A 13,789-nucleotide genomic window follows, 5' to 3' on the forward strand; every position below is an offset into this window, starting at 1 on the left:
GACGTCGACGACGCGCCACCCAGTCCAGATCAGAAGGAGATTCGATTCATGTCCAAGGTTTATGTCTTCACCGGCTACGGCGGACCCGAGACCCAGCAACTGATCGAGGGGCCTGTTCCAACGCCCGGGCCCGGGGAACTGGCCATCGAAGTCCGAGCCGCCGGTGTAAATCCGGCGGACTGGAAGATCCGGGAAGGCCAGCTGGGCCGTCACTGGAGCCTGCCGGCGCCGATGGGCCGTGAAGCCGCCGGCGTAGTCACTGAGGTCGGCGACGGGGTCGAGGACTTCGCCGTGGGCGACGAGGTGCTCGGCCTGGTGGCGCCCGGGCAGGGTGGAATGGCCGAGCACACACTGCTGCGCGCCTCCACGACTGTGGCCAAGCCCGAGGAGATCTCCTTCGCCGACGCGGCCACCATCCCGGTGGCCGCAGCCACGGCCTACGACGCCACCCACCAGATTGAACTCAAACCTGGCCAGACCCTGCTACTGCTCGGCGCCGGCGGCGGAGTGGGACTGATGGCGACCCAGATTGGTCGCGTGCACGAGTTCACGGTCATCGGCGTGGCCAGCGCAACCAAGCGGGAACTCGTCGAGTCAACTGGTGCCACCTTCATCGAATCCGGTCCAGGGGTGGCCGATCGGGTGCGGCAGGTGAGTGCCGACGGCCCCGACCTGATTGTTGATCTCGTCGGTGGCGATGCGCTGCGTGCTGTTGCGGACCTGGTGCCCGACCGAACCCGGATCATCTCCGCAGCGGACCCAGACACCGCCGCCGAGCTGGGCGGCCTGGCCCTGGCACGCACGGATGAGGCCATGGCCAAGATCACCGAGGTCATCCAATACGGACTGGTCGATCCCCACGTGGACGCTCAGTTCGCCCTTGATCAAGCAGATCAGGCGATTGCCGCAGTGGAGACCGGACACGCCGCTGGAAAGATCATCGTGGTGCCCTAAGGCTGGCTCCACCGACACCACCGGGGGCGTGGGTGATTAACCGGCAAATCCGAAGACGAACACATGACAACAGATAACCACCATGGGAACGACCACCGGCACTGGGCCGCTTCCATTGGCTGACGAGCCGGGTGTCCTTAAGCCCGCCCGCCGCATACCCATACCGGGTAAAGAAAGGAGCATGATGACGCGACCCGATCATCACCGAACGCCAGAATCACCCACACCTGAGCAGCACGGAGACCATCCCGACACGCACTCGGGCGCCACGGATCACGGCGACAAGCACTCCGATGGCGGCGGTCACGACCATCATCACGCGCCTTTCCATTACGGCAGTCCAGATCATGACCCAGCACACCGTGACGAGCACGCCGGCCACCATGGCGATCACGGTCAGGCCGGCCAGCACCACGCCGGGCACGAGGACCACGGCGGTCATGCAGGCCACGGCGACCACGTCGGGCAGTTCAGGCGGCTGTTCTGGATCATGCTGGTTCTGGCGGTGCCAGTGGTGGGCTTCAACGACATGTTCGCCGACCTCCTGGGCTACCAGCTCCCCGATGCCGGATGGGTGTGGTGGGTCTCCCCAATTCTGGGCACCGTGATGTATGTCTGGGGCGGCCGGCCGTTCTTGACCGGCGCGGTTTCCGAGCTCCGCGCCCGCCAACCCGGCATGATGCTTCTCATCGGCCTGGCGATCACCGTGGCGTTCATCGCCTCCTGGGGCGCGAGTCTGCGAATTCTGGATCACGAGTTGAACTTCTGGTGGGAACTGGCCTTGCTGGTGGTCATCATGCTGCTGGGCCACTGGATCGAGATGCGTTCCCTGGCGCAGACCACCTCCGCACTCGATTCCTTGGCTGCCCTGCTGCCCGACGAGGCCGAGAAGATCGACGGCGACGACGTGGTCACAGTCGCTCCGGCCGACCTCGCGGTCGGTGACATCGTCATCGTGCGCCCCGGCGCCTCCGTGCCCGCCGACGGCAGAATCACCGACGGCTCGGCGAGCATGGACGAATCCATGGTCACCGGCGAATCCAAGTCCGTCCGACGCGAGACCGGCGAGCAGGTGGTCGCCGGCACGGTGGCCACCGATTCAGGCTTGCGCATCGAGGTCACCGCGATCGGCGAGGACACCGCCCTGGCCGGTATCCAGAAGCTGGTGACCGACGCGCAGGCATCATCCTCGCGCGCTCAGCGCATCGCCGACACGGCGGCGGCCTGGTTGTTCTGGTTCGCAATCGGTGCGGCCGCGATCACCGCCGTCATCTGGAGCTTCCTAGGGATGCCGGATACGGCGGTGGTACGGACGATCACCGTGCTGGTGATCGCCTGCCCGCACGCACTGGGGTTGGCGATCCCGCTGGTGGTCTCGATCGCCACCGAACGCGCCGCCCGCGGCGGAGTGCTGGTCAAGGACCGCCTCGCGCTGGAGTCGATGCGAACGGTGGACACCGTCCTGTTCGACAAGACCGGAACCCTGACCAAGGGCGAGCCCAACGTCACCGGGATCGAACCGATCGAAGGGCACACCGAAGACGAGGTGCTGGCTCTGGCCGCAGCAGCCGAGAGCGACAGCGAGCACCCGCTGGCAAGGGCCGTGGTCGGGGCGGCGCGCGCCCGTGAGCTGGCCGTGGCCGAGGCGACCGACTTCTCCTCCTCGCCCGCTGTGGGTGTGAGGGCCAGGGTGGACGGCACCGTAGTCGAGGTCGGCGGCCCCCACCTCCTGGACCAGCGTGGCCTCGACGAACTCGCCGTCGCCGATGAGTGGCGCACCGAGGGCGCGATCATCCTGCACATCCTTGCCGACAGCCAGGTGATCGGCGCGCTGCGGTTGGCCGATGAGGTCCGGTCCGAGTCCCGCGACGCCATCGATGCGCTCCACGCTGCCGGTGCGCAGGTCGTGATGATCACCGGCGACGCCCAGGCCGTGGCCGACACCGTCGCCGCCGAGCTGGGCATCGACCGAGTCTTCGCCGGGGTCCGGCCGGAGGACAAGGCCGCCATGGTCGCCGAACTTCAGGGCGAGGGCCGCAAGGTGGCCATGGTCGGCGATGGAGTCAACGATGCCCCGGCACTGGCCCAAGCCGATGTCGGCATCGCCATCGGCGCAGGCACCGACGTGGCCATCGGCTCCGCCGGTGTCATCCTGGCCAGCTCGGACCCGCGCTCGGTGCTGTCGGTCATCGACCTCTCTCGGGCCTCGTACCGGAAGATGAAGCAGAACCTCTGGTGGGCCGCCGGCTACAACCTCATCTCCGTACCGCTGGCCGCCGGAGTGCTCGCACCGATCGGATTCGTACTGCCGATGAGCGTTGGCGCGATCCTCATGTCCGCCTCGACCGTGGTGGTCGCGCTCAACGCCCAGTTGCTGCGTCGGCTAGATCTGACTCCAGCCCACAGCACCTCCAGGTTCCTCGACCGCGATACGTCCGGGTGAATACCCGACCGGACCGACATCAGATTCGCCAAGCCACGAAACAGGAGCAGACAGGATGGCCACCGAGACCAAAACACCGCTTGGTCAAGTTTTGAACGGCCGTGGTTGGATGCGCCCCGCATGCACCTGTCTCAAACCTCTGCTGCTTGCATTCCAAACGCTGACCTCCGCACCTCGACAGAACGTGAAGCAGGCCTCCAGACGTCAAGCAGTCCCAGACGGACTCACTGGGTCGTTGAAGCGTCCACCCGCGCTGTCAAGGCCTGTTGCTGACGCCAGGCTCAGCGCCGTAGCCGACGCTTCCGGACGACGCATACCCGTGTGACGTAAGGATGACTCGGAGCGCTGGCCGCGAGGATCAATCGGACCACTGGTGAGTCGAGATGGGGACCCCGATACACCTGATCTCGACCGGTTCGCGCCGGTCGTCGCACGTACGAGGTCGATACACCACCCCATCGCGCCGGTGGCGTACGACTGCGTGAAACTGATCTTCGTACGCGCCGGCTCAGCAATCTTATTGAGCGAGTTCGGCGAGAAACCGGTGACCATCGGCGACGTCGTCATGCTCGGTGCCAACACGCTGTGCGGCAGTGAACCTGAGTGCTCGATCACGGTAACCACTCTCTACCTCGACCATGACTACGTGGTCGATCAGGTGTTCTGGCAGTACGCCGCGCAGTTAGCGGATCGATGGGACGCGCAGGACTTCGCCGAGAAGCTGTACTCCGAGCCAGCCCAGATACTCCAGCTCGGCGAGGACCAGGCCGGGATGCTGATGCCGTGGCTCGATGAGCTTGTGGCGCTGAGCATTGACGGCCCCTCGCCAGAGCGGTTCTACCGGCTGCAAGCACTGCTGTTCGCCGTGCTGGATATCGTGACGCCGTACGTGAGAACGACTACCATGCGACGGACGCCGAGACAACGGAAATCGACCCGGCCCGGCCTGCCACACCATCGCCGGTTCGCACCCCTGCGTTCCGAGGCCCGCGCTGCGGCCCACCTCCTGCGCGAGCAGCCGACTCTGAGATGGACGCTGCGAGAACTAGCCGGTGCCGTGCACTTGTCGCCGTCGCAGCTCGGTCGGGTCTTCGTCGAGGCCTACGGCGCCACCCCGATGACGTACCTGACGACACTGCGTGCCGAACTCCTGGCCCGCTTGCTGCGCGAGACGAACCTGCCCATCGAGGTGGCGATGGGTGAGGTCGGCTGGCGCAGCCGGGGTCACGCCGCTCGACTGTTCCGCCAGGCCGTCGGCGTCACCCCGACGCGGTACCGGCAACTCAGCCGGGATGAGGGCGACGTCTGACCGTTTCGATACACATCTTCGCATTTGCGATACGCCGATCCGCATCATCGGTCGATCCCGGCTCGTATCTGGGTTGTGGGCTGGTAGTCCGGGAGGGACTCGTTGGGTTCACCGCCGCGCCTGACGGTCACATCGCCCGTTTCGTTGTCCGTCTCCTCGCCCCTGGTGGTCCCGGCGTACCTGAGGGTCACCGAGCCAGTACTGGCCCGGTGCTCAGGGTATCGGGAAGGGGACAGCGAGAATGGCCGCGACACGGGAGAACACCCAGGCGGCGCGGGAGGCGAAACTCGACGAGCTGCACAAGAAGCTGACCGGCGCGGTCGAACAGCTCGTCTCCGGGGACGACTGGGCGCGGGCGCTCGCGTTCGCGGCTCGGTTCAGGGCCAGATCGTTCTCGAACACACTGCTGATCTGGGTCCAGCACCAGGGCGCCTACGAAGCAGGCCGGGTACCGGAGCCGATGCCGTCGTATGTGGCCGGGTACCGGGAGTGGCAGACCCTGGGCCGGCAGGTCGAGAAGGGGCAGGCCGGGTACCAGATTCTCGCGCCGGTCACCGGCCGGTTCGCCTCATCGAACCCAGCTGATGCGGAGTCGTGGCGGCGCCTGGGCAAGGGTGAGAGGCCCCGGCCGGGCGAGGTGGTCCGGTCGAAGATGATCACCGTCCGCCCCGCCTACGTGTGGGACGCCTCCCAGACTGCTGGCGAGCCGCTCCCGGAGCCTCCGGCGCCGACACTGCTGGAAGGCGAGGCCCCCACCGGTCTCTGGGACGGGCTGGCCGACCACGTGCGCGCTCAGGGGTTTGAGGGGGTCCGGGTGCCGCACGAGGGCATGATCCATGGCGCCAACGGCGTCACCGATTACACCGCGAAGACGGTGGCGGTCCGGGAGAACATGGACCCTGCCGCGCAGGTGAAAACGCTCGCCCACGAACTCGGCCACGTCCTGCTGCACGGTCCCGACAACGACGAGGCGCGTCAGCATCGCGGCATCGGGGAGGTCGAGGCGGAATCGGTCGCGCTGATGATCGGCGCCGCCCACGGCATGGACACTTCCGGCTACACGATCCCGTACGTCTCCACGTGGGCAGCGCGGGTGGATGCAAAGAGCCCGGCGAGATCGTCAAGGCCACCGGTGAGCGAGTCCGCAAGACGGCACTGGGAATCCTGGACCGGCTCGACACCGCACAAGTGACCGACGGCGCCCCGCCCGGCCTGGACCGCGAGGCACCACAGCGCGAGGAGACTTCGCGCAAGCAGCCGACCCACGAGACCCCTGTGTCGCGCCGGGTCACGCCGCTGCCCGAGCCCGAGACCGGAATGGTCACCGCATCCTCGAAGGCACAGTCGCGGGCTTTGTGATGGCCTCGGTGGATGCTGTCGCCAGCCTGCTGATACGCGCAACCAGCTCGTGGGCGGTCTCGGTCGTGGCGCGGGACCTGGCCGTCGCCGGGGTGCCAGTGTTCCCGTGCCTGCCTGGTGGGAAGCGTCCGCTGACTGAGCATGGCTTCCACGACGCCACCACCGACCTCGAACAGATCGTGGCGTGGTGGCAGAAGCACCCGACCGCGAACCTCGCCGTGCCCACCGGCGCGGCATCCGGCGTGATGGTGGTCGATGTCGACGTCCACGGGCCCGTCGACGGCTACCGGGCGTTCGAGCGCGCCCACCGGACGGGGCTGGTGTCGGGGTGGCAGTTCCTCGTGGCGACGCCATCGGGTGGGATGCACGCCTACTACCCGGCCACACCAGATCGGGAACAGCGGTCGTGGCAGGCCGCGCGCGCCGGTATCGATTTCCGTGGTGATGGCGGCTACATCCTCCCCGGAGGGCCCAGGTACCGTAGTTTGAGCCTATCAGCGCCTTCGGGTGCGCCCCTGTCCTCTCCGAGTTGCGCTATAGCGCTCGTCCCTGTTCTCTGCGCATGACCTTGCGCTCTGCGCGGGCACTGCTCCCGCGGGTGATGTCGCCTGCTCGCTCAAGTGCACTGCGGGCTCGGGCAGCGTCGATCTTCTGTGCGGTTGTCGCGTCCGCCGTGCCCAGTGGTGTGTCATCGGTGATGCCATAGCGGTCCCGGTAGGCAGCCACAGTGCGGGCGTGGCGCCGCCAGCTCAATGCCTTGCGCGGATCACCAGGTGGCGTACCGAGTGCCTTCGTCCAAGTGGCCTTCTCGTCGAGGGCGATACCGAGCACAACGTCGGCCCGCTGCTCGATCAACTCGCGTCGTTCATCGAGCGCTTGGCGCATGTCCTCGGGCATCGATCCTCCAGCGTGTGGGATGAGTCCTGCGATCAGTCGTGGTGCCTTGCGGGTACGGCCCGATCCTGCTGGCCGTGCGGTGGAGCGCGCGACGCGGTAATGGAGGACGGAGGCGATGTCGTCGGCATCATCGAACCCGCGAGCGGCCACGAGGCGAGGGAGCAAGCGGCCGAGGTCGTGGTTGTTGGCCTCTGCTCGGCGGAGTTCCGCGGTCAGTGCCCCGAAGGCGTCGGACTCGATCACCGTGTTGGCCTGTTCCTCGCTGAGACCCGAGTCGCGGATGAGGGTGGCCCAGCGGTCGTGCTGGGCTGCGGCGGCGATGGTCTCGTACTCAGCAGCAAGCTGCGCGATCGAGCCCCAGTGTGCGTGTTCGGCGGTGATGGTCTCGTGCGCGGACAGCTCGGCCCCGACGTGTTGCAGGACGCCATACAGGACGGACCGGCCAGTGGCGTCGGGGGTGTCGCCCGGATGCGGCTCGGCGTGAGCGTCGTCAGGCCGGTCCAGCACCACGTAGGCCTGGTTGGCGTGCTTGCCGCGGGTCATCGCGACGTAGAAGTTCTCCCTCGTGGTCGTCGGTTCCACCAGGACGTGTGCGGTGTCGACGGTGACGCCCTGCACCCTGTGCGCCGTGACCGCGTAACCCAGATCGACGTGGTCGGACACATACGACGCAGGCAGGACGATCGAGCCGCCGAACCTGCGCCCAATGGGGCGGATCGTGACCGACCCGTCGTCGCGAACGCCGGTGATGGTCCAGGCATCGCCGTTGCGCACCCAAGTCTTCTCGTTGCGTAGGCGGCGGTCGTTGCGTCGGGTGATGATCGTGTCCCCAACCCCGGCGATGGCGCCGTCGTTCAACTCGACCTCCCGACCCGGCTTCAGGGTGCCGTCGAGAATCAGGTCCGCACGAGCACGCTGATTGAGGGCGGTCACGTCGTCGCGGGTCTCAGCGACCAGCACCGACACCAACCCCTGGTCGCGGTCTGCGCGCCAGGCGGTGTAGGCCGCATCGGTCATCGCCTCGGCGTCACCGTCGCGGACGCGGTCGTGGTCGAGGTAGGTGTCGATCACCTGCGTACGTCCGTGGCGCAGGGCCAGGGAGGCGGTCTTCTCCCAGGCGTTGGTGAAGCGGTGTACGTCGACGAGCTCGGGCGCATCGTCACGGTCACCGACGAGGAGCCCGAACGCGCCACCAGCGTCCACGGACTGGAGCTGGGCGAAGTCGCCCACCAGGAGCACTTTCGCGCCGGCCCGTTCGGCCAGGTGGGTGATCCGATCCAAGGACAGGGTTCCGGCGAGGGAGGCTTCGTCGATGATCACAAGCTGACCCGCCCGAAAGTCCTCGCCGTGGACGAGGTGGTTCTGCCACCACTTCGCCGTGTTCTCGCATCTGATCCCGAGGTCGTCGGCGAGCACCTGCGCGGCCACCGCGGACGGTGCGAGCCCAACCACTGAGCCCTTGCCGTGTTCCTTCTCCCACGCCCGCCGCAGCGCGGACATCGCCGTCGTCTTCCCGGCGCCGGCAGGTCCCACCAGCACATCGAGAACCCGACCGGAGACCGCGATCTTCATCAGCGCGTCGGCCTGGTCCTCACCGAGCATTCGCCCCTCACGATCAGGCTTCGTGGTGAACTTCTCGACCATCGCCAGCGGCACAGTCGGTCCGGTCATGGTGCGGGCGTGTTCGAGCAGTCGGTCCTCGGCGCCGAGCAGCAACTGGGAGGAGAACACGGTCGAGTGCTTCGGGCGGAACACGCTCGTCCCGTCCACCCGCCGGAACGCGGCCGGGCTGGTGGCGAGGTCGGGCGGGGTCAACCGCAGCGAGGCTTGCTCGGCGGCGTCGGCGATCATGCCGACGACGGCCTCGCGGTCTTGCATGGTGGCGAATCGCCAGCCCATCGTCTGCCGGGACGCCTCGGCCATCAGGTTCCACCGCCGCCAGGTGGACCGCTTCTCACCCACCACCTCGACCACGGTCTGCCCGAGTTCGCCGATGGCATCGAGCGGTACGTCGTCGGCGCGCAGCAGCAGCACCTTGTCGTTGTCGGTAATCGTGCGCGCCCAGCCGGTGGCGTCCTGGCCGAGTACCCCGGTGGCGCGGGTGCGCCACTCGGCAGTCAGGTCGGCCAGCGACCGTACTTCCTTCTCCGGGCGCGTGGCGAGGGTGGCTTGGGCGCGCAGCTTGATCACCGTGGCTGTGGACGGTTGGCGGCCGTGCCGGGCGACGTACTCTGCGATCAGCCGGTCCTTCTCGGCGTCGATGTGCCGGGCACGGGTCGAGAACTCCTGGACCAGCTCCTCCGGAACTGTGCTGATCGCCCACGCCGGATTGCGGTCGCGCCCCATGTCTCGGGCCTCCCATTCGATGCCGAAGGTGCGGGCCATGTGATCGGCGAACACCGCCTCGTGCAACTCCGACAGGGCAACCACGGCGGCGTGCACCGGCCGCCCATCCAAGCTCCGCCACTTCCCGTCGAACGCGGTCTGCACCTTGTTGGAGATCACGACGTGGGTGTGCAGGTGCGGGTCGCCGGCGCGGGAGTCGAAGTGATCGAACGCCGTCGCCACTAACCCGGTCACATCGACCTGCGCAACGGCACCGTCCCCGGCGGTTGCACCCGAGCGGGTGGCTGCAACCTCCCGCTCCATGAACGCAACCACCTCTGCAACCGCCCGATGATGCGCCTCCCCAATCAGCGCCTGCGTGCCGGCGTCGGCGACCGCCCACAACGCCGAGGCCGACTTCGGGATCGAGAAGGTGAAGTCGAACCCCGCCACCGCCCGCCGCCTGCCGCGCTCGGTCTCCTCCGCCTCAATCTGCGCGACCGCCTCACCCTTCGCGCCCGGACTCAGGTCCGGGTCAAGGTCGGCGATCCGGGCCTCGATCCGCTCCGGCACCGACTTGTAAGCGGGGAACGCGTGCCCGAGGGGGTCGCCGGTGATCGGGTCACGGCCCATGCCCATCAAGAGCTGGAGCTGAGCCTCCGACACCCGATCACCCACGACGAGCTGACCCTTGCCGAGTGAGGCGACGCCGGACCCGAGCCACTGGCCCGGTGGCGTACCTGCCTCCGCGTAGTACCTCGTCAACGGCGTCGACAGCTCACGATCCCCATCCGCGGCCGCGATCGTGCGCAGCAGGTACTTGTAGCCATCGCCCGCGCTCATCACGCGCATCGAAACCGTCACCACGACACCGCCCTTCGACGGTCAGGTGAGCGGACGCTGACCACGCGAACGCGCTGTCAACTTTGGTTGACACCTCGATCTGCAAGACGCGTGGCGACTCGGAGACAGGGCGAAGCGAGGACCTCTTCTGTGCGCTGCCAAGGGAGACTGCGTCGCTCATCGACGGAAGCAGGGCGAGATCCGCACGGCTGAGAAGCCGGCCGCCGCGCTCGTCGTCAGCTGCGTGCGCTCTGTCACGTCCAGGGAGACCAGATTTCGATTCACGTCTCGACGGCGACTGCGGGCCCTTTTTCGTTCTTGCTGGCTGGGCGCCCACGGCACGAGGGCTTCCAATTAGGACTCGTCCTGCGCACTCTTCCTGCCGTCCCTGCGCTACTTCGGGGGTGGTCATGGCACTCGCTCACTGTTGCAACTGCGCACTACGCTGCAGCGCCGCTCCTCAGGTGAAATGTCAATCGGCTACATGGTGTTCCTGCTGTCGGGCTTCTTATCCCTGTGGGTCAGTTACGAAATCGCTTCTGGGTGACATCGCCCTCGTCATCCCCCAACACCTGGGGCGGTGTCGCCGTTCGATTGTGGCGAAACGATGTTCCTTCAGTGACGTCTGGGCGAAGTGCGAAGACTTCTTCGGGCGCGGGCTGACATGGTGGAGGTATGACTCGTGACGCGCGGGTGGCCGGAGGGGCTGCCGAGGACAAGACCACCGAATACCTGCTTGCACCCGACGACGCCGCGGCCGTCGATGCGTGGTGGCGGGCAGCGAACTATCTCGCGGTCGGACAGATCTATCTGATGGGCAACGCGCTGCTGAAGCGTCCACTGGCGGAAGAAGACATCAAGCCCCGGCTGCTCGGGCACTGGGGGACCTCCCCGGGGCAGAATTTCCTGTATGCCCACCTCAACCACCAGATCATCCAGCGCAACCTGGACATGATCTACCTGAGTGGACCCGGTCACGGCGGCCCGTCCCTCGTAGCCGCCTCCTGGCTGGAGGGCACGTACTCGGAGGTTTACTCCCACGTCGGCACGGATGCCCGCGGTGTCGACGAGCTGTGCAGACAGTTTTCCTTCCCGGGCGGCATCCCCAGCCACGTCGCACCCGAGACGCCCGGATCGATCCACGAGGGCGGCGAACTCGGCTACGTTCTGTCTCACGCCTACGGCGCGGCATTCGACAACCCGGACCTGATCGCGGTGGCAGTGATCGGTGACGGCGAGGCCGAGACCGCGCCGCTGGCGACGGCGTGGCACAGCAACAAGTTCCTCGACCCGCAGGTGGACGGCACGGTCCTACCGATCCTGCACCTCAACGGCTACAAGATCGCAAATCCCACCATCTTCGATCGAATTCCGCGCCAGGAGTTGGAGTCGCTGCTAGTCGGGTACGGCCACAAGCCCTACTTCTTCGAGGGCGGCTTCGACGACGAGGACATCACCAACACGCACCGGCGGTTCGCCCGCTTACTTGCCCAGGTCCTTGACGAGGTCGTCGACATCCGCGCTCGCGCTGCCGACGGACGCCTCACCGAGCGGGCGCGGTGGCCGATGATCGTCTTCCGTACTCCGAAGGGCTGGACGGGGCCGCAGGAGGTCGACGGACTGCCGGTCGAAAACAGCTGGCGCAGCCACCAGGTCCCAATGTCTGCCGTCCGCGGCAACGAGGAGTACACCCGTCTGCTGGAGAGCTGGATGCACAGTTACCGCCCGGAGGAGCTCTTCGGTCCCGAGGGGCGGATCATGGACCTCGTCGCGCAGAACAACCCGGTCGGCACGCGGCGAATGAGCGCCAACCCGCACGCCAACGGTGGTCTACTCACCCGCGACCTGGATCTGCCGGACTTCCGTGACTACGGCGTCGACGTCCCAGTACCGGGTGGCGCCACCGTGGAAGCGACACGCGTACTTGGTGGCTGGGTGGCCGACGTCGTGGACCGGAACCGGCAGACCTTCCGGGTCTTCGGACCCGACGAGACCCACTCCAACCGGCTCGGCGCCGCGGTGGAAGCGGGCGGCAAGGCCTGGCAAGCAGAACTGCTCGACACCGACGTCGACCTGTCCCGCACAGGCCGGGTGATGGAGGTTCTATCCGAGCACCAGGTACAGGGCTGGCTGGAGGGCTACCTGCTCACGGGCCGTCACGGGCTGCTCAACAGCTACGAGGCATTCATCCACATCATCGACTCGATGTTCAACCAGCACGCAAAGTGGCTCGACTCCAGCCGGGACATACCCTGGCGAGTACCAGTGCCCTCGCTGAACTATCTCTTGTCTTCCCACGTGTGGCGTCAGGACCACAACGGGTTCTCCCATCAGGACCCGGGCTTCCTCGACGTGGTGATGAACAAGACCGCCGACGTCACCCGCATCTACCTGCCCCCGGACGCCAACACGCTGCTGTCGACATTCGACCACGTGCTGCGCACCCGCAACTACGTCAACGTCGTGGTCGCCGGCAAACAGCCCGGGCCGCAATGGCTGACGATGGATGAGGCCGTGCTGCACTGTACCCGCGGCATCGGTATCTGGGACTGGGCCGGCTCTGAGGAGCCGGGCAGCAAACCTGATGTCGTGCTCGGGTGCGCTGGCGACGTGCCCACGATGGAAGCGATCGCCGCGGCCAGGCTGCTGCGCGAGCGGCTGCCGGAGTTGAAGGTGCGGGTGGTCAACGTGGTGGACCTCATGCGGCTGCAGGACGAGCGGGAGCACCCGCACGGCCTGAGCCACCGCGACTTCGATGCCCTGTTCACCGCCGACCGGCCAGTAATCTTCGCGTTCCACGGCTACCCGTCACTGGTACACCAGCTGACCTACCGGCGCACCAACCACCACAACATCCACGTGCGCGGCTTCAAGGAGAAGGGCACCACGACCACACCGTTCGACATGCTGATGCTCAACGACCTGGACCGCTATCGACTGGTCATCGACGCCATCGACCGGGTGGGTCTGGCCGAGCGGGAGTCGTCCCTGCGCCAAGAGATGCTCGACTCCCGAGTACGCGCCCGCCAGCACACCCGCAAGCACGGCCAGGACCTCCCCGAGGTGACGCAGTGGGTCGTGCAGGACGGCGACAACACCCAGGGTTCGGGCGCGCCCGGCTCCGACACCGGCGGGGACAACGAGTAGCGGAGCTCACCCCCCGGCGTCCGCGCCGACCCACATGCGGCGCCCCCGTTACTTTCTTCGGAGCCGCTTGGTGAGCATGCTTGGCGGTGACGGCCTGCCGGGCCCGGCATGATTGCTGCCCCCTGTCCTTGATGATCTGGGGGGTGTTGTCACCGGGCCTGGTTGGCGGTGTGTGATCGCTGATAGGGGCTGGACCCGAGCGCGCTCGAGGCCGTTCGTAACGTGGATGCCGAGACGCACCGTCGCGGACGCCGTCGACGACACGAACGGAGGAGCAGTGGCCACAAGCATCGACAACTACGAAGACGTCGAGGTGTTCGTCGGACTCGACGTCGGCAAAGGAGAGCACCACGCGGTCGCCCTCGACAAGACCGGCAAGCGGCTGTTGGACAAGGCGCTGCCCAACGACGAGCGCAGGCTCGGGGCCGTACTCGGCGAACTCGCGCGGCAGGGGCTCGTGCTGCTGGTAGTTGATCAGCCTGCGACGATCTGAAGCGCCCCGGGTGTGATGG

5 protein-coding genes and 3 pseudogenes are annotated in these 13,789 nt (G+C 67.0%); 7 read left to right on the plus strand and 1 reads right to left on the minus strand.

Annotation, left to right across the window (positions count from 1 at the left end; genetic code table 11):
* The first annotated feature begins 48 nt into the window (after positions 1–48).
* The 5 genes and pseudogenes from B4E30_RS10525 to B4E30_RS10545 form a co-directional block, all read left to right on the plus strand.
* Positions 49–954 carry an NADP-dependent oxidoreductase gene (locus B4E30_RS10525; RefSeq protein ID WP_054683000.1) on the plus strand — a complete coding sequence of 302 codons (906 nt, stop codon included), beginning with the start codon at positions 49–51 and terminating at the stop codon, positions 952–954.
* Between the two features lie 184 nt (positions 955–1,138).
* Complete coding sequence (locus tag B4E30_RS10530) at positions 1,139–3,397, plus strand: heavy metal translocating P-type ATPase (RefSeq protein ID WP_240423288.1); 2,259 nt, start codon at positions 1,139–1,141, stop codon at positions 3,395–3,397.
* Between the two features lie 481 nt (positions 3,398–3,878).
* Entirely contained in the window at positions 3,879–4,706 is an 828-nt protein-coding gene (locus B4E30_RS10535) for a helix-turn-helix transcriptional regulator (protein ID WP_119076141.1), read from the plus strand.
* 241 nt (positions 4,707–4,947) lie between these two features.
* Positions 4,948–6,065, plus strand: a pseudogene (locus B4E30_RS10540) (ArdC-like ssDNA-binding domain-containing protein).
* Positions 6,062–6,526: pseudogene (locus tag B4E30_RS10545) on the plus strand (bifunctional DNA primase/polymerase); the annotation flags it as partial. The pseudogenes B4E30_RS10540 and B4E30_RS10545, both read left to right, overlap by 4 nt.
* 73 nt (positions 6,527–6,599) lie before the next feature.
* Here B4E30_RS10545 and mobF read toward each other — a convergent pair.
* The gene (mobF, locus tag B4E30_RS10550) at positions 6,600–10,139 is read right to left on the minus strand and encodes a MobF family relaxase (RefSeq protein ID WP_119076143.1); all 3,540 of its coding nucleotides are present in this window, start codon (positions 10,137–10,139) and stop codon (positions 6,600–6,602) included.
* A 666-nt stretch (positions 10,140–10,805) separates the two neighbouring features.
* On the opposite strand from mobF, the gene B4E30_RS10555 reads away from it, so the two are divergent.
* Positions 10,806–13,277 (plus strand): phosphoketolase family protein, encoded by a 2,472-nt coding sequence (locus B4E30_RS10555; RefSeq protein WP_094452546.1) that lies wholly within the window; start codon positions 10,806–10,808, stop codon positions 13,275–13,277.
* A gap of 277 nt (positions 13,278–13,554) precedes the next feature.
* Positions 13,555–13,767: pseudogene (locus B4E30_RS10560) on the plus strand (IS110 family transposase); the annotation flags it as partial.
* Between the last annotated feature and the right edge of the window lie 22 nt (positions 13,768–13,789).

The organism is Microbacterium sp. UBA3394, from assembly GCF_002358725.1.
GTDB lineage: Bacteria > Actinomycetota > Actinomycetes > Actinomycetales > Microbacteriaceae > Microbacterium > Microbacterium luteum.